Origin of the sequence: Corynebacterium sp. HMSC074C01 (assembly GCF_001814605.1) — a bacterium.
In the GTDB taxonomy this organism is placed as follows: Bacteria; Actinomycetota; Actinomycetes; order Mycobacteriales; family Mycobacteriaceae; genus Corynebacterium.
On sequence record NZ_KV817237.1, the window covers coordinates 1 to 17,547 of the forward strand.

Below are 17,547 nucleotides of genomic sequence, written 5' to 3' on the forward strand. Positions count from 1 at the left end.
TAAACCAGCACCGTGTGCCCCGCAACCGGAGGAACAAAATTCTTGCTTAGGTGGGGCGTGCCATGGCGGAGGGGGAGGTTGGCCACAGGTCGGGTTAATGCCGGCCACGGGGAGGGAAAAGGGTTTGGTTGGGCGAACGGCGGCTGCGGACGGGAGGATGTGAGCCATGGGCCGGAACGGCGGCGTGTGGCGGCTAGAAGCGTTCCGCAAGAATGGTGAGGGGTGGGCGCAGCCGATGAAAGGAGATTACGTTCGGCGGAACAGGTATGAGAAAGCCCCTCAGGGGAGGGGCTTGGCGGCTACATCTCGGTTAGGGAGCGGTCACCTGACCATTCGATGTGGAATGTGCCGTCTCGGTCCACGCGCTTGAAGGTGTGGGCTCCGAAGAAATCGCGCTGGCCCTGGATTAGAGCAGCTGGGAGGCGCTCGGCGCGCAAGCTGTCGTAGTAGGACAGGGAAGAGGCAAACACCGGAACCGGCAGGCCCAGCTGCGTTGCAGCAACAACGACGCGGCGCCACGGGTCGATGAGGTTCTCTAGCTCGCCCTTGAAGTACGGGTCCAGAATCAAGGCAGGCAGGTCGGCATTGTTGTCGTAGGCCTCACGGATGCGGTCGAGGAACTTCGCGCGAATGATGCAGCCACCGCGCCAGATAGTAGCCAAGTCGCGTGGATCCACGTTCCAGCCGAACTCCTCAGAGCCAGCCTTGATCTCATCGAAGCCCTGTGAGTAGGCAATGAGCTTCGCGGCATACAGTGCACGGCGAACGTCTTCGACGAACTCGGCCTTATCCACGTTGAGCTCGGCAATGGTTCCGGAAGGCAGCTGGCCCTCCTGGGCAGCTGCACGCTGAGCAGTAGCAGAAGAGAGCGCACGCGCGAAAACGGATTCCGCAATGCCAGTGATCGGCACGCCTAGTTCGAGGCCGTTAATGGCGGTCCAGCGGCCGGTGCCCTTCTGGCCGGCGGCGTCCACAATGACGTCGACAAGCGGGGCACCCGTCTCCGGATCTTCTTGTGCTAGTACTTCGGCGGTGATCTCAATGAGGTAAGAATCCAGATCACCGGCGTTCCACTCACGGAAGACCTCTGCGATCTCAGCCGGCTCCATGCCTGCGCCATAGCGCAGCAGCTGGTAGGCCTCACCGATAACCTGCATGTCGGCGTACTCGATGCCGTTGTGCACCATCTTGACAAAGTGCCCTGCGCCATCCGGCCCAATGTGGGTCACGCACGGGGTGCCGTCCACTTCAGCGGCGATGGATTCGAGGATCGGGCCCAAGGTCTCCCAGGACTCGGCCGGGCCACCCGGCATGATAGACGGGCCATTGAGCGCGCCTTCCTCGCCGCCGGAAATGCCAGCACCGACGAAGTGACGTCCCTTCGCCGCCACTTCCTTTTCGCGGCGAATAGTGTCCGTGAACAGTGCATTGCCGCCGTCGATAATGATGTCGCCTTCATCCATCGCCTCAGCGAGTTGGTCAATGACGGCGTCGGTAGCCGCGCCAGCCTGCACCATGATGATTGCTTTACGGGGGCGCTCGAGGGAGGCGACGAAATCCTCAACGGTTTCGGACGGGATGAACGCGCCTTCATCACCGTGCTCACTGATGAGCGCGCGAGTCTTTTCCGGGCTGCGGTTGTACACAGCTACGGTATTTCCGTTTCGGGCAAAGTTCCGCGCGAGGTTGGAGCCCATCACAGCAAGCCCCACAACACCAATCTGAGCAAGATCTGTCTTTTCAGAAGTTTGAGTCATGTCCACCATCCTACGTCACCAATATCCACTAACCTGGTGTGGCATGAAACACTCTGAGATCTTTGAAAAGTTCGTTGCGGTATCCCAAACACGCCCGCTTAACGACGAAGAACTGCAGCTCATCAATTCCCACCCGCAGGGACTTGCCGGGCTTATTGGTTTGCGCTTCACGCACATCTCCGCCGATGAGATTCGCTCTGAAGTCGACGTTGTTCCGGATCATCACCAGCCTTGGGGCGTGGCGAATGGTGGACTTTTCTGCACGATTACGGAGTCCACTGCATCTGTCGGCAGCCTCATCCTCGCGGGCAAGCCGGTTGTCGGCGTGAACAACAACACCGACTTCCTTAAGCCAGTAGCCGAAGGCACCGTCACCGCGGTCGCTACGCCTCTGTACAAGGGCCGCCGCACGCAGCTGTGGGAAGTAAAAATCAGCCAGGGCGATGTACTTCTCGCTGCTTCCACGCTGCGCACCATGGTGGTGCAGTAGCCCCTACAACCAATTGTTGCGCCGGAACCACCACCACATTCCGGCCACGACCAAGATCATGAGGCCAATTGCCCCGTAGTAGCCCCAGGGAAAATGAAGCTCCGGCATGACGTCAAAGTTCATACCGTAGATACCCGCCACGAGCGTTGGAGCGGCCCACATGCCAACCACCGCGGAGATCGTGCGCATGTCGGAGTTTTGCTGCATGCTGATTTTGGCCACGGAGGCGTCGATAAGCGAGGTTAAACGCTCGTCGAAGCCCGCCACGTGGTCTTGCACCACAAGTTGGTGGTCGTTGACGTCCCGGATATAGGAGCGAATCGTCTTCGGAATGAGATCCTTGTGGTCTGCGACCATCGCGCGCAACGCCGGGGAAAGCGGCACGATGGCGTGCTTCATCTCCAGAATCTCACGCTTAAACATGTAGATACGGTCAATGTTGGGCAGCGAATTCGGAGTGAAGATTTCTTCTTCTAGTTCGTCGACCTCGATGGCGATGAGGCGGCAGATCTCCGAATAGCGGTCCACCATCATGTCCAGAATCTTCCACGCCAGCGAAATAGGGCCCTGCTCAACTAGGTCCTGTTCATCTTGAATTACGTAGGCCAAGTTGGGCAGCTTCGCTGAGTGGCGGACCGTGATGATGAATGTGTCGCCGATGATCATCTGAATTTCACCAGTGGAGATGATCTGGCGTTTATCGGCAACCTCATCGTGGTCTCGGTAGTTCACCGACCGGGCCACCACGAAGAGCTGGTCATCGTACCGCTCCAGCTTGGGGCGCTGGTGCGCCTGGACGACGTCCTCGACGATGAGCTCGTGGATGCGAAATTCGGCCGCTACCTTAGTCATCTGGGATTCGAGCGGCTCGTACAGGCCTACCCACACGAAGCCGCGGCCGTATTCTTCCACGGCTTGCAGCGCGCTGTGCGGGGTGAACTCACCGGGCAGCGCCTCGCCGTCGATGAACACTCGGCAGTGCTCAATGGCGCGCTCGACAGGCACGGAAAAACTCGGCGAACTATTGTCCGAAGTGTTTTTCTTGCGTGGCTTGAATGGTGACGGTACAGATGGCATCGTGTCTCAGCCTCCTTCGCTTCGTATAGGCGTTTTATAAGAGCGGCTAAATCTTACACCTCTAAAGGCCTATACTCGTTGTCATGCCTACCTGGAAAGAAGTAACTGCAGCGAATCCCGCCCATTCCCACAACTTTGCACGGAAATGGAAGACGCTACGGGCCCAGGGCAAGGATATCGACGGGGAAGCCCGGCTTATCGACGCCATGAGTGAACGCCACTCCCGCGTCCTCGACGCCGGCTGTGGTTCCGGACGTCTCGGCGGCGAGTTGGCAAACGCGGGCATACGGTGTTGGGCGTGGACGTCGACCCCATCCTGATCGAGCACGCGGTGAACGATTATCCGGAGGCCCGCTGGGAGGTAGGTGATCTTTCCGAGGAGGAAATCCCGGAGGATAACTTCGACATCGCCGTGGCTGCGGGCAACGTCATGACTTTCATCGCTACCGAAGGGCGTGAGGCGGCCCTGCGCAACGTGTTCAACGCGCTACGCCCCGGCGGCCGCTTCGTCGTTGGTTTTGGTGAAGGCCGCGGTTGGGGGTTTGAGGACTTCCTCGACCTCGCTCGCTCAGTGGGTTATCGGGTCGACTTCATCTTTGCATCCTGGGACATGAAGGTCTTTAAGGAGAATTCCACCTTCATGGTGGCCGTGCTTACCCGCCCAGGCGCAGACCTGTTGGGCTAACTGTGTGCCTCCGCGGCGAGGCGTCGGAGGCGGTGGCCGTGGTCAATGGGGCCGTGTCCGTGCCCGACGTGGAGCGCGTCCGCATGCTCGATTGCCTCGTGGAGCCATTCAGTGGCCCATACCAGTGCTTCGTCGAGGGATTCCCCCGCGCCTAAACGCGCCGCTAGGGCTGAGGACAGGGAACAGCCGGTGCCATGCGTGTTCTTCGTGTCAATACGCGGGCAGGGCACGCGTGTGATATCGCCGGAGGGGCTTACGGTCGCGTTATCGGCCTCGGCACCATCGAGGTGTCCGCCCTTGACTACGACCCAGGTGTCGTTCTCGTGGGCCCACTTGGTTGCGACATAGAGTGCATCATCAAAAGAGCGCGGTTCCGCTACGTCCGCGAGGACCGCAAGCTCCGGCAGATTGGGTGTGACCACGGTCGCGCGGCGAGCCAGCTCACGTACGGCGCGCTCCGCCTCCTGCTCAAGCAGACGGTCACCGCTGGAGGCGACCATAACCGGATCGCATACCACCGGCACACCCGCGGGGAGGGAAGCGATGAAGTCGCACACCGTTTCGGTGATAGCGACGGAGCCCAGCATGCCGATCTTGACGGCGTCGATAGTCACGTCGTCCTTGACACTTGCCAGCTGATCACGCAGAAAGTCCACCGGTGGGGTGTGGATAGCGCGCACGCCCTGCGTATTCTGCGCCACCAGGGCGGTCACCACGGCCATGCCGTAGGCCCCAGCGGCTGCAAAGGACTTGAGGTCGGCGTGAATACCAGCGCCACCCGTGGGATCGGTGCCGGCGATGCTGAGGACGCGGGGCAGCGCAGGTTGGCGCACTGTTTTCTCCTTAATCTAGGCTTTTCTTCCGTCTACCGTACATGGGTAAAGAAAAACGTCTACCGTACATGGGTAAAGAAAAAGGAGAGAGGATAATTCCTCTCTCCTTTCAAGACGCGTAAGACCTAGTGGAGGTCGCGGTCAATCACGTTGCGAGCAACGCGCTGCTGCTGGGTGATTTCCAGGTTTCCGCGGTCTCGCGAGAAGGCGTTGAGAATCCAGTGCAGCGCCACGAGGGTACGGCTGCGGAAGCCAACGATGTAGAAGATGTGCAGACCGAGCCAGGAGATCCAGGCCGGGAAGCCAGCGAACTCGGTCTTGCCCAGCTTGACTACTGCGTTGAAGCGGGAAATGACGGCCATGGAGCCCTTGTCGAAGTACTCAAACGGCTCGGCCTCGTTAGCAGTGGACTCCTCATCAATCTTGGCTTCGATGAGCTTGCCCACGTGGTTGCCGCCCTGGATAGCCACCTGGGCAACACCCGGAAGGCGGTTGAGGGAAATCATGTCGCCGACGATGTAGACGTTCTTGTACTCACCAACCGTGAGATCCTCGTTAACGGAGACGCGGCCGGCACGGTCCGCCTCCACGCCTGCCTGGTCGGCGATAAGCTTGCCCAGCGGGGAAGCAGCGACACCTGCGGACCAGATCTTGGTCGCGGCCTCGATGGTGACCTCTTCCTCGGTCTTCATGTTCTTGTAGGTGACGGCGTCAGCGTTAACGTCGGTCACCATGGCGTTGAGGCGCACGTCAACGCCCAGCTTCTCCAGGGTGCGCTGTGCCTTGCGGCCGAGGCGCTTGCCAAACGGAGGAAGGACTTGCGGGGCACCATCCAGAAGGTAAATCTTGGCGGAGGAGGAACCAAAGTTGGAGTAGGTGCCAGCAAAAGTGCGCTGTGCCAGCTCAGCGATCTGGCCGGTGAGCTCAACGCCAGTCGGACCAGCGCCGACGATGACGAAGGTCAGCAGCTTCTCACGCTTGGCAGGATCCTCTTCCAACTCAGCCTTCTCGAAGGCCGAGATGATGCGGGAGCGGATCTCCAAGGCGTCGTCAAGCGTCTTCATACCCGGGGCATACTCGGCGAAGTGGTCGTTGCCGAAGTAGGACTGGCCAGCACCCGCTGCCACGATGAGGGAGTCGTAGCCGTAGGTGCGAACCGAGCCATCGAGCTCCGCGGTGACGGTTTGATCCTTGATATTGACGTCGGTGACCTCACCGTTGACAAAGTTGACGTTGTCCTGGTGACGCAAGATCTGACGCGTAGACGGAGCGATTTCACCAGCGGAAATGACGCCGGTGGCTACCTGGTACAGCATCGGCTGGAAGAGGTGGTGGTTCTTCTTGTCGATGAGGGTGATCTCAACATCCGCGTCCTTGAGCTTCTTAACGGCGTTGATGCCGCCGAAGCCGGCACCGATAACAACGACGTGGTGGCGGCCGTTACTAGGACGGTGGGGAGTTTGCGCCATGGTGATTGAATACCTTCCTGAAGAAAGCTTGATTATTTTACCCGAGTAAGTCTAAACCTTTCTAGCGGTACATGCATACTTTATGGGCTATTAACTGGCTTTTTGGGCCGCGCCTCCACCCGTGGTGGTCTCGTTGGCTTTAGTCTGGGAAGACACATGTGTGCGATGAGGAAGGCTGTTTAGAGCGTGTATTCCCACTTGGCTTCGATTGACGCTGCGGCGTGGCCGGGCGTGGCCACCGTTCCTTCACCACGCCTGTTGCGTTTCAAAAGCGACCGGGCGGAGGCGGAGTTTGCGCAGGCGTGTTCCAAGGCTGGGGTCGAATTGGAAGGCGAAGACCCAGATGTTGCCGTGCTTCACGACGCCCTCTTCTCCCGCATCGCCGATTCAGGCTGGCTGGGCCTGGCCGAGTCTTATATGGCAGGGGAGTGGACGACTCCCGATTCCGAGCGTCTCGTCAAGGTTCTCCTTCGGCTGTTGGGGGTGGGGTACCGGCCGAAGGCGAAGGAACTGGCGGTGGAAGCTTCGAGCCCCGGCGAGCTGCCTCTTGATGTGGTGAAGCTGTATGCGGGTGATTCCCTGAGCAATTCAGGTGGCATCTTTGCTAGCGGTGTTCCCACAACGGTGCGTGAAGCGGTGCGCAGCTATAGCGCGCGGGTGGGGAGTAAAGAACCCAAAGAGCACTTCGTGGACGTCACAACCGTGACTGAGCCGACGCACACGGATCGTGAGGACTTGGGTGATGCACAGCGCCGCGCTGCACAGTGGCTTCTCGATGCCACCCGCACCGGTGCCGGAACACACCTTCTGGTTTATCCGGCGACTGGCCTGCAGGTAGCAGTTCAAGCAGTAGCCCGGCGCGCTACAGTCGACGTGCTCACGGGGGATGCTGAGCAACAGGCGCTGTTCGACGAACAACTACTTCTTGAAGGAGCCGCTGATTCTGTCCATGTGCAGGGGATCGAGACGGCGTTGCCCAATCCGAAGCAATGGCGTGGGCGCTATGACGCGATAGTGAGCGTGGAGAAGTTGGAAACGTTGTCGCCTCCGGAACGTAGGCGCTTTGTGGAGATGCTGGACCGTTCGCTAGTAAGTGGTGGGCGAGTGGCCTTGGGATCGCTCTTTGCTACCGACGCGATGACCCCGGCCGCCCGGTCCGCGATTCAGGTTCTGCGAGCTTATATCTGGCCGGGTCTGGAATACCCGACGCTGGAGGAGACCCACCGACTCTTCGATAGGCGTTCCACCCTGCGTATCATCGCTCAGACCCACACGGGAAGCCATTACCTGGAAACGCTTCGCTACCAGCGCAGCTTCTTCGATGGGCGGCACCGCGAAGCGGCCGCAGCGGGCTTCGACCAGGTCTTCCGCCGCCTCTGGACTTTCCAGTTCGCGCTCCGTGAGGCGCTGCTCACCTTAGGGATGCTGGATGCGGTGCACGTGGTGGCGACGCACCGCAACCGCGGGGGCCGCCGCTAGCGGTCTACACTGGGCGGCGCCAGAAGCACAACCACTTTGCGGCCCGGAGGGAAAGAACATGGCAGACCGCACAGGAATTATCGCGCACCGAGGGTATAACGGGTGGTTCCCGGAGAACACGTATCGTGCCTTCGAGGAGGCTCTCAAGCTTGATGTGGCCGGTGTGGAGTGCGACGTCAACCTGACCAAAGACGGGGAGGTTGTGGTTATCCACGACCAGACTGTGGATAGGACGTCGGATGGCACCGGCTCTGTCGGTGACATGACACTGGATGAGCTGCGCACACTCAACTTTGGTACCGACGAGGATTCCCAACGCATTCTGCTTCTCGACGAACTGGTGGACCTCATCGAGTCATACCCCGGAAAGCAGCTGCTTATCGAAACGAAGCACCCGTCTCCTTTCGGGGCGCGACTCGAAGAATCGGTGGCCGAAGTCCTACGCAATCGACATCTCGATGCCGATCCACGGTTCAGTCTGATTTCCTTTAACCCTGAAGCAATTACGCGATTCCGAAACCTATTGCCATCCCTGCGCTCCTTTCTTCTCTTGGAACCGGATGCGGGACTACCAGACTCCCTTGAGGGTGCTTCGGGCTTCGGGCCCTCCATTCGCCAGGCACGGAGTGAAGCCGACTTCTTTGGTGACACTGATTGCCCGTCTTACGTGTGGACGGTGAACTTGCCCAAGGACATGGCGTGGTGCCGCGATAACGGGGTAGAGCTCATGGCAACCGACCTGCCGGAGCTGGCTCTGGAAGTGCTTTCGCGCAGCTAATTAGCGTTGAGTCAGGTCTGCATTGGTTACGCTCATGAGTCTAAAAGGTCTAGCTATAAAAGTGGTGGCGTCGCTCTTTTAGCGACGTGTGACCGGAGGTTTATAACCGTCACATTTGTGATGTACTGCACGCTTATAAGGGGCTTTTGCAGGCTACACCCCTGAAGTTTGTCGGTTGTTTGTCCGGCCAAAACTTTTCGTCAACTTTCTGTTAACCGTCTTGGTCTAGCTTTCTCTGCATGGCAATATCCAACCCGGGAAACGGGCACATGACTGCGATCCCCGCAGTCACCGAGAAGCCGGTCGTCTCCGAGGAGTACGCGCGTCACCCACGCAAGCAAAAGCTCGACTGGAGACAGATCGGCCTCGCGGCATTGCTCATTGGCCCGAACCTTCTCCTTCTCATTGTTTTCACCTATCGACCACTGGTCGATAACATCCGCATCTCTTTCTTTAACTGGAATATTTCTTCGCCGACGATGACTTTCGTCGGCCTGCAGAACTACATTGACTGGTTCCAGGCGCCAGACACTGGGCGCGTCGTGTTCAACACTGTCGTTTTCACTTTCTTCGCGGTGGCCGGTTCAATGGTTCTGGGGCTAGCGCTGGCATTGTTGCTGGACCAAAAGCTGTTTGGTCGCGCGGCGGTGCGCTCGATGGTCTTTGCTCCCTACGTCATCGCTGGCGCGGCGATTGGCGTTGCCTTCCAGTTCGTCTTCGATCCTAACTACGGCCTCATCCAGTACTTCTTGGGCCTCATCGGGGTCGATGTGCCGAACTTCTACCAGCAGCAGAACTGGGCATTGTTCATGATTACGGTGACCTACGTGTGGAAGAACGTGGGCTACGTTTTCGTCATCTATCTTGCTGCCTTGCAGGGGCGCCGGCGCGACCTCGATGAGGCCTCCGAGATTGACGGCACCCCGGCGGTGCGACATTTCTTCCGCGTGGTCTTGCCACAGCTTCGCGGCACCACGTTTTTCCTGTTAATCACGGTGCTGCTCAATTCCTTCCAGGTCTTCGACATCATCAACGCGATGACCGGCGGTGGACCGTTTGGTTACGGAACCTCCACGATGGTTTTCCAGGTGTACCAAGAGACATTCATCAACAACCGTGCCGGCTATGGCGCTGCCGTGGCCACCATCATGTTCCTCTTCGTGCTTGTCATTACGGTGCTGCAGATCAAGTTGCAGGAAAGGATGGATAAGTAGATGTCCGAAAAACGCGCAATTCCAGCTTCCATCAAGGTAGGGCTCCCGCAAGCAAAAGGAGAGCTGCCACCGGTTCCTGGTTCGCAGTCCCTTGCAGCACCAGTCATCACCGAGGCCCAGCGCAAGCGTAAAGGCGAGCCGGTTGATCACGGTCATCCAGCAACGAAGGTCGTCGGCTACATTGCCTTGGTACTGACAGTGCTGATGATTATGGTGCCGCTGTACTTCATCTTCATCACCAGCTTTAAGTCTTTCCAGGATGTGTACTCGGACCCGATTTCCTTCTGGCCTAATCCTTTCAAGGCAGAAAACTATTCCTATGTCTGGCAGACCTCTGGATTCTCGAGCTACCTGAAAAACTCCATCATCATCACGCTGATTCTCACGGTGGTGGAGGTAATCCTCGGAGTTCTGACTGCCTATGCCTTCGCATTCATTCGCTTCCCCGGCCGGAATCTGCTGTTCTTACTCATCATCGCCTCGCTGATGGTGCCCAACCAGATCACCATTATTTCCAATTACTCGTTGGTTGCGTCATGGGGTTGGAGAGACACCTACGCTGGAGTCATCATCCCGTTGGCGGGCGTGGCGTTCGGTGCCTTCCTCATGCGCAATCACTTCCAATCATTGCCGCCGGAGATTCTCGAGGCCGCGCGCATGGACGGGGCAGGATTCTTCACCACCTTGTTCCGGGTGGTCTTGCCCATGTCGTGGCCAACGCTGTCTGCGTTCGTCCTGATCACCGTGGTCAATGAGTGGAACCAATACCTGTGGCCCTTCCTGATTACGGATACTCCGGCTGCAGCCACCCTTCCGGTGGGCCTGACCCGCTTGCAGGATGCGGAAGGCGTGACCAACTGGGCGCCGGTGATGGCCGGCACCGTGCTAACAACCCTGCCCATGATCATCATCTTCCTCATACTCCAGAAGCCGATGATTAAGGGCCTGACTGCTGGAGCAGTCAAGGGCTAGCCTGCCTGCTATCCCGACGCCCAACTCGAACAAGACCCCCAATTCTTCACTTCTCAAGGAGAACCTCCCCATGTCTCATAAGATTTCTACTCGCATCGTTGCCGCCTGCGCGGCACTTCTCACCACCGTGTCCTTGACCGCCTGTGCAGGCGGTTCGACCACCGCAGGGAACGACTTTAAGGACGGCGGCGATGCCAACACCATCACCTTCTGGTCCAATCACCCGGGCTCCTCTCGTGACATAGAACAAGAGCTCATTGATGAATTCGAGAAGGAGAACCCAGATCTGAAGGTCGAACTGGTCACCGCAGGCTCTAACTACGAGGAAGTTGCACAGCGCTTTAACGCTGCCCTCGCAGGTGGCGACCTTCCCGACGTCCTCGTTGCTTCTGACGTCACGTGGTTCAACTTCGCACTGAATGAAGCCACGACGCCCCTCGATGAGCTGTGGGAGATGAACGACATTGACTATGAGAGCTACGTCGACACCCTGCGCGAAGACTACAAGTACAATGACAAGCACTATGGCGTTCCGTACTCCCGCTCCACGAACCTGATGTACTGGAACACCGATGACCTCAAGGCAGCAGGACTTCCTACCGACCGTGGCCCGAAGGACTGGGAAGAATTCGACGAGTGGGCCACCAAGATCAAGGACAAGCTCGACAAGCCGGCCATCACTGTTCCGGATGGTTCCAATTACCTCGACTGGTACTTCCATGGCATGATTTGGGCCTTCGGCGGCTCTTACTCTGATGAGTGGGATCCGAACTTTACGTCGAAGGAGTCCATCGAGGCTGGTAAGTTCCTGCAGGACCAGGTCAAGGCCGGTCACATCGAAATCTCCACCGACCCGACCGTCGCCTTTGGCTCCGGCAAGGCCTCTGGACTTCTGGAGTCAACCGGCTCCCTGGGCGGCCTGAAGGAGACGGCGACGATTCCATTCATCACCACCTACCTGCCGGGCCCTGGTCCTTCGGCAGCCACCGGTGGTGCTGGTCTGGCTGTGCCGGCTGGAATTTCTGATGAGCGCAAGGCTAACGCGGTCAAGTTCATTGACTTCCTGACGAACACCGAGAACACCATCAAGTTCTCCCAGAAGACGGGCTACATGCCGGTGCGCAAGGACGCCCTGGATGATCCGGAGGAGAAGAAGTTCTTGGAGGAGAATCCGAACGCCCAGACGGCTATCGAACAGCTCAACGAGAACACCCAGCCGCAGGATTACGCTCGCGTATTCGTGCCGGGCGGTGGACAGCGCATCGGTGGAGTTCTTGACCGCATCACTGTGGGCAATGAGGACGTGGAGACCGCATTCGGTGACCTGCAGAAGGAGACCCAGAGCGTTATCGACCGCGACATCACCCCGAAGCTCAAGTAACACTTCGGATCGTTTGAAAGGACACCATGGCTACTGTTGAATTCCGTCAAGCTTCCAGGATTTATGATCCGAAGAAGCCGCCGGCGGTCAGCCGCATTAACCTCGATATCAAGGATGGCGAGTTCTTGGTGCTCGTTGGCCCTTCGGGCTGCGGTAAATCTACGACATTGCGCATGCTCGCTGGCCTTGAGCCAATCGACGAAGGCCAGATCTTCATCGACGGGGCCGACGTTACCGAGACCCGCTCGCGGGACCGCGATGTAGCCATGGTGTTCCAGTCCTATGCGCTATACCCCAACATGACAGCGCGTCAGAACATGGCGTTTGCCTTGCAAAACGCCAAAGTGGACAAGGCAACCATCGAAGAGCGCGTGAGTTTTGCCGCGAAAATGCTGGAGCTGGAGGAGCTAATCGATCGCAAACCCTCCGCAATGTCGGGTGGCCAGCGCCAGCGTGTGGCCATGGGTCGCGCTATCGTGCGCCAGCCCAAGGTCTTTCTTATGGATGAGCCCCTTTCCAATCTGGATGCGAAGCTCCGCGTATCCACGCGTGCGCAGATCCTTCAACTGCAGCGCGAGCTCAACACCACCACGGTCTATGTCACTCACGACCAAACTGAGGCAATGACCATGGGGGATCGCGTGTGTGTCCTCAAACAAGGCATTATTCAGCAAGTCGCCCCGCCTAAAACACTGTATGAGAACCCCGGTAATTCCTTCGTCGCGACGTTCATCGGTTCGCCGGCTATGACTCTCATCGACAACGTCCCCTTCGTTGACGGTCGCGTCGTCAGCGGCAAAGACCATGCGCTGGACTATTACATGCCACAAGAGCAGGCCGTGAAGGTGGGGGCGGATCACGTCCTAGTTGGTGTGCGCCCAGAGAATTGGGACATCGTTGGCGTCAACCAGCCAGGTGAACAGTATGGTATACCGGTTCGGGTCGATATCGTGGAGCACTTAGGCTCCGAGCTGTATGTCTATGGTGGCCGCGAAGAGTCGGCCAGTGACGGAACCGTGGTCCGCGGTGACCGCATCACGGTGAAGGTGCCGCGCGGCATTGACGTGCACCAGGGCGACACGATCTACCTGCGCCCGATGAAGGGCGGGTGCGTGTTTTTCGCCCCCGACACCGAGATCAATTACGACTATCTCTAACCCGGTTCCACCACATCTGTTGCGCCGGTGGCAGAGCTCCCGACGAGGAGTATTGCCACCGGCGCGTTGCTTATGGAGTGACGACCGGACGGGAGGCCCGCTCCAACAACACTGCGATTGATTCATAGGTCCGCCCGGAGATCATCTCCAGGCCCATCTCGCAGGTGCGGTTATCGGAGACGAAGGCATCGAAATGCTCCGCGTCGAGAGAAGCACGCTCCTCGCGCGTGGCGGACTCAACGAGCTCGGGGTGCAGCATGACGCGGTCACCGGCGGAGCCACAGCACATCGCGCCCTCCGGGACCTTGGCTGTGCCGCAGAGGTTCGCCAGATCAACCAGGGCCTGGCTCATGCCCATGTGATCCGTCGAGCAGGTTGGGTGTACGGCGATGCTGCCCATGTTTTTCACGATGGGCAGGTGCGGCGCGATCTCATCACGAAGCCATTCCACGACATCGAGGATGCGCAGATCCTCCCACAACTTGCGGTCGGCAGGGGAGAGCACCTCAGGAACGGAATCAAGCAACCCGTGGGTGCAGCTGGCAGCATCGACCACGATGGGCAGCTGGCCGTGCTCCGACCAGTGCCAGAGATCGCGGACAATCTTTTGTGCCTGGTACTCAAACCCTTCCTTGTAGCCCTTGGAGGACCAAGGTGTGCCACAGCAATCGCCCGCGACATCCTCGGGGATCCACACCGGCTGGCCGGCACGGCGTCCTAGTTCCACGATGGCACGCGGGAGGTCTACCGAATCCTCAGCCGCGCCGGCTGGGCGGCCGAAAATACGGTTGATGCAGGCCGGGAAGTAAAGTGCGCCAGCGCCCTCGCGCGGGGTTTCCGGCAGACGCGATGCGGCCTGCGGTAGCGGTCCCGGGACGGTGGGCAGCAAATCGGGAGCTACCACGTTACGTGCCATGTTGGCGCCCAGTTCGAGGGGCTTGTGGGGAATCTTGTTGGCGGAGATGATGCCGGCGCGGGCAAGCTTTTCCACAAGTTCCCAACGCTGCGCCGTCGTAAGCGCCACCTTCTCACGAGCCGGGGTGGCTTGCTGAGCGCGCAGCTGCTTCATGACCGCACCGGTGTCGATGCTAATCGGGCAGGGGATAGAGCAGGTGCCGTCGGCGGCGCACATGTCGACGGCGTCGTACTGGTACTCCTTGTGTAGTTGTGCCAAGACCTCTGAGCCTTCTTGCTGCCGGGCCATCTCGCGGCGCAAGACGATGCGCTGGCGCGGGGTCACCGTGGCGTGGCGGGAGGGGCAGACGGGCTCACAGAAGCCGCATTCCACACAGGGGTTGATTTCAGTTTCGACCTTGGGGAAGGACTTGAAGTTGCGCAGGTGGATGGTCTGGTCGCGCGTGAGCTTTACGTTTGGTGCGAGGATGCCCTTGGGATCGATCATGTTCTTGACTTCCCAGAAGAGCTCGAAGGCCTCCGTGCCCCACTCGTGCTCCAAGAAAGGAGCCATGTTCACGCCTGTGCCGTGCTCGGCCTTCATTGAGCCCTGGTACTTATCAATGACCAGTTCGGCCAAATCATCCAAGAACGCGGCATAGGACTCGCGCTCCTCCTCGACGTCGAAGCGCGGGGTGAAGAAGAAGTGCAGGTTGCCAAAAGCAGCGTGACCCATGACGGATTCCGGGTAACCATACTTTGCTTGCAGGTCCAACAGATCCGCTGCGGCCTCGCCGACCTGTGACGGCGGAAAGCAGACATCCTCGGTGATGTATGCGGTGCCGTTCGGGCGATCCGCGCCCAGCAGGCCGTAGAGGCCGTTGCGCAGTTCCCACGCTCCGCGCATACCTTCCGCGGTGGTGAGGAATTCGAGGGGGCGGAGTAGTGGGGCGTCGGCAAGCACGGTGCGTAGGCGATCCATGGCCTTGTCCAAGTCAGCCTCATCGCTACCGCCGACCTCGACGAGGAGCGCTGCGGCGTCATCATCAAGGTTGCGCCAGGACTCCGGCGCGTGCGCATAATGCTCGGCAGAACGGCGCATCACCGGGGCGACTAGGAGCTCACAGGCCTCCGCACCAGTCTCCATGATGGGGTGCACGTAGTTTGCGGCATCGCGGAGGTTGGGCAACTCGACCCAGGTCGTAGCCTTCACGCGCGGAAGCTTCACCGTGCGGATGACGGACTCCGTGATAGCACCGAAGATGCCCTCGGAGCCGATGAGCAGGCGCTTGAGAATGTGCACGGGTTCGTCTTCATCGAGGAAGGCATCAATTCGCAGGCCATTGGTGTTGCGGATGGAGAACTTGGTCCGCAGGAACTTGACCATGTCGGTGTTGGCGCGCAGCTTATCGCGGAAGGCTAGTAGATCGGCGTGGAGCTTCGGCTCTTGCTTGCGGAAGGCCTCGTCCCCACGGGACGTATCCACGATGGTGCCGGATGGCAAGACGAAGATGAGCTCTTCGATGCTGTGGTAGCTATCGCGCTCCAAAGAGCAGCGCATGCCGCCGGAGTTATCGGCCAGCACGCCACCGATGGTGCACACGGACGTGGAACCCGGGTCCGGCCCCAGCATGAAGCCGTGGCGGGAGAGCACTGCCTGAGCATCGCCCAAGATGACGCCGGGGCGCGACCACAGCTTGCGGCCTTCTTCGCGCACTTCCATGCCGCCGAAGTGGATTTTGACATCGACGAGGATGTCATCGCCCATGGCCTGGCCGTTCAGCGACGTTCCTGCTGCGCGGAAGGTCATGTGGCGATCGTGAGTATCGCAGTACTTCATCAGCGCAGCGAGGTCCGCGGCGTTGCGAGGGGAGACCACGATGTTCGGGATGGAGCGGTAGGGGCCGGCATCGGAGGAGAAGCGCACGAGGTCACTGAGGCGTCCGTGCACGTTCTCTTGACCGACGATGGCTTCCATGTCTGCAACGAGGTCGGCGGGGGAGCCGTTCTTGTAACGTGCGGGGACGGCGTCGGCCTGGCTCGTGGTGCCGGATGGGCGGGAGAAACGAGAGGAATCTGGGCTTAATAGCTTGGACATATTTCTAATCTATCGCTTGACAGTAAATCTCGACCAAACCGGGTACGTGAGGTTCATCATATGGGATACTCAATTCATATAGTGAGACATATTCTGGAAAGGAAACACCATGACGAACCCGCGTGCAGAAGGGGAGACCGGCGAGAAACTCGCCGTCTACATCTTTCCCATCGTTATCATTGCCTGCGCCACTGTCGCGTTTTTGAGCCCCAGCACCTTTGAACCGGTGGGGAAATACACCTCGCAATTGCTCATGGTCATCATGTTTTCTATGGGCCTGACCTTGACTATCCCGGACCTGGCCCTGGTGGCGAAGCGTCCGTTGCCCATCTTCTTGGGCGTTATCTGTCAATTTGCCATCATGCCGACGAGCGCCGTGCTCGTGGCTAAAGTGCTGGGGCTTTCCGACGCCGCCACTGTCGGCCTCATCCTCCTCGGGTCTGTGCCCGGCGGTACGGCCTCCAACGTGATGGCCTACCTGGCCAAGGGCGATGTGGCGCTGTCGGTGGCGATGACTTCGGTCTCCACACTGGTTTCGCCGATCATGACACCACTGCTCATGCTGTGGTTGGCGGGGAAAACCGCAGAGGTCGATGGTGCCGGCATGATGTGGTCGCTGGTACAGACCGTCCTCATCCCGGTAGGTCTGGGTCTGTTGCTGCGCGTGATTGCCAGCAAAGCTGTGGACATGGTTCTGCCGGCCTTGCCGTGGGTGGCTATCGTCGGCATCGGCGGCGTGGTTACAGCAGTGGTGTCGAAATCCCAGGACAAGCTGGTCACCGTTGGTCTCGTAGTGTTTATCGGCGTGGCTATCCAGAACCTCATCGGATTTCTCTTTGGCTACTACATGGCCAAGCTAGCCCGCCAGCGCGAGGCGGCGGCGCGCACTACGGCAATTGAGGTGGCGACCCAGAACTCGGGGCTTGCTTCGGCATTGGCCTTGCAGTTCTTTAGCCCGGAGGCTGCGCTGCCGGGTGTGGTCGCTGCGGTGTGGGCCAACGTCACTGGTGCAGTCTTCTCCGCCATCGTGCGTCGCAAGCCCATCGACGACGCGGTGGAATCCGGTAAAATGGCCGTTTCTGTGTAACAGGATTCCCATCCGGGCAAGTAACTCCGAATATGTGGTTGGCACATGTTTGCCGGCCACCCTTTCTATTTGTGCAGACCTGGAAGTGCATTCACGCAGGTGGTCGTCGTCGAGCGCTCAGGCAGTGCTTTGCGACGACCAGGGCGGAATCAAGCGGTGGATGCGCCACGCTTGAA

At 59.3% G+C, this 17,547-nt stretch carries 13 protein-coding genes and 1 pseudogene; 9 read left to right on the forward strand and 5 right to left on the reverse strand.

Features of this window, described 5'->3' with window-relative positions; genetic code table 11:
• Positions 1-299: 299 nt before the first annotated feature.
• Positions 300-1,757 carry an NADP-dependent phosphogluconate dehydrogenase gene (gndA, locus tag HMPREF2978_RS00175; RefSeq protein ID WP_070528203.1) on the reverse strand — a complete coding sequence of 486 codons (1,458 nt, stop codon included), beginning with the start codon at positions 1,755-1,757 and terminating at the stop codon, positions 300-302.
• A 43-nt stretch (positions 1,758-1,800) separates the two neighbouring features.
• Between gndA and HMPREF2978_RS00180 the strand changes: the two genes are divergently transcribed.
• Positions 1,801-2,247, forward strand: a complete 447-nt coding sequence (locus tag HMPREF2978_RS00180; RefSeq protein ID WP_010186566.1) for a PaaI family thioesterase — start codon at positions 1,801-1,803, stop codon at positions 2,245-2,247.
• Positions 2,248-2,250: 3 nt separating this feature from the next.
• Here the strand turns inward: HMPREF2978_RS00180 and corA are convergent, their stop codons facing one another.
• On the reverse strand, positions 2,251-3,324 hold the full coding sequence (corA, locus tag HMPREF2978_RS00185) for a magnesium/cobalt transporter CorA (protein ID WP_070446652.1): 1,074 nt from the start codon (positions 3,322-3,324) through the stop codon (positions 2,251-2,253).
• 83 nt (positions 3,325-3,407) lie between these two features.
• Between corA and HMPREF2978_RS00190 the strand changes: the two are divergent.
• Positions 3,408-4,009 (forward strand): annotated as a pseudogene (locus HMPREF2978_RS00190) (class I SAM-dependent methyltransferase).
• Here the strand turns inward: HMPREF2978_RS00190 and thiD are convergent.
• Together thiD and HMPREF2978_RS00200 are read right to left on the reverse strand one after the other, a co-directional pair.
• Positions 4,006-4,842, reverse strand: a complete 837-nt coding sequence (gene thiD / locus HMPREF2978_RS00195) for a bifunctional hydroxymethylpyrimidine kinase/phosphomethylpyrimidine kinase (RefSeq protein WP_070528213.1) — start codon at positions 4,840-4,842, stop codon at positions 4,006-4,008. The pseudogene HMPREF2978_RS00190 and the gene thiD overlap by 4 nt on opposite strands.
• A gap of 125 nt (positions 4,843-4,967) precedes the next feature.
• Positions 4,968-6,311 (reverse strand): NAD(P)/FAD-dependent oxidoreductase, encoded by a 1,344-nt coding sequence (locus HMPREF2978_RS00200; protein WP_070446649.1) that lies wholly within the window; start codon positions 6,309-6,311, stop codon positions 4,968-4,970.
• A 186-nt stretch (positions 6,312-6,497) separates the two neighbouring features.
• On the opposite strand from HMPREF2978_RS00200, the gene HMPREF2978_RS00205 reads away from it, so the two are divergent.
• From HMPREF2978_RS00205 to HMPREF2978_RS00230, 6 genes are all read left to right on the forward strand, one after another.
• Complete coding sequence (locus HMPREF2978_RS00205) at positions 6,498-7,790, forward strand: class I SAM-dependent methyltransferase (RefSeq protein WP_070743290.1); 1,293 nt, start codon at positions 6,498-6,500, stop codon at positions 7,788-7,790.
• Positions 7,791-7,848: 58 nt separating this feature from the next.
• Positions 7,849-8,568: a glycerophosphodiester phosphodiesterase gene (locus tag HMPREF2978_RS00210; RefSeq protein WP_070446647.1), complete on the forward strand. Its 720-nt coding sequence runs from the start codon at positions 7,849-7,851 to the stop codon at positions 8,566-8,568.
• A 269-nt stretch (positions 8,569-8,837) separates the two neighbouring features.
• Positions 8,838-9,782: a carbohydrate ABC transporter permease gene (locus HMPREF2978_RS00215; RefSeq protein WP_070446646.1), complete on the forward strand. Its 945-nt coding sequence runs from the start codon at positions 8,838-8,840 to the stop codon at positions 9,780-9,782.
• Positions 9,783-10,754, forward strand: coding sequence for a carbohydrate ABC transporter permease (locus HMPREF2978_RS00220; RefSeq protein WP_070446645.1), 972 nt, complete (start codon positions 9,783-9,785; stop codon positions 10,752-10,754).
• A 70-nt stretch (positions 10,755-10,824) separates the two neighbouring features.
• A complete protein-coding gene (locus HMPREF2978_RS00225; protein WP_070743293.1) occupies positions 10,825-12,135 on the forward strand; it encodes an ABC transporter substrate-binding protein in 1,311 nt (436 codons plus the stop codon).
• 26 nt (positions 12,136-12,161) lie between these two features.
• Positions 12,162-13,292 carry an ABC transporter ATP-binding protein gene (locus HMPREF2978_RS00230; protein WP_070446643.1) on the forward strand — a complete coding sequence of 377 codons (1,131 nt, stop codon included), beginning with the start codon at positions 12,162-12,164 and terminating at the stop codon, positions 13,290-13,292.
• A gap of 70 nt (positions 13,293-13,362) precedes the next feature.
• Here the strand turns inward: HMPREF2978_RS00230 and HMPREF2978_RS00235 are convergent, their stop codons facing one another.
• Positions 13,363-16,284, reverse strand: a complete 2,922-nt coding sequence (locus tag HMPREF2978_RS00235) for an FAD-binding and (Fe-S)-binding domain-containing protein (protein ID WP_070743296.1) — start codon at positions 16,282-16,284, stop codon at positions 13,363-13,365.
• Positions 16,285-16,393: 109 nt separating this feature from the next.
• On the opposite strand from HMPREF2978_RS00235, the gene HMPREF2978_RS00240 reads away from it, so the two are divergent.
• Positions 16,394-17,371 (forward strand): bile acid:sodium symporter family protein, encoded by a 978-nt coding sequence (locus tag HMPREF2978_RS00240; protein WP_070743298.1) that lies wholly within the window; start codon positions 16,394-16,396, stop codon positions 17,369-17,371.
• The last annotated feature ends 176 nt before the right edge of the window (positions 17,372-17,547 follow it).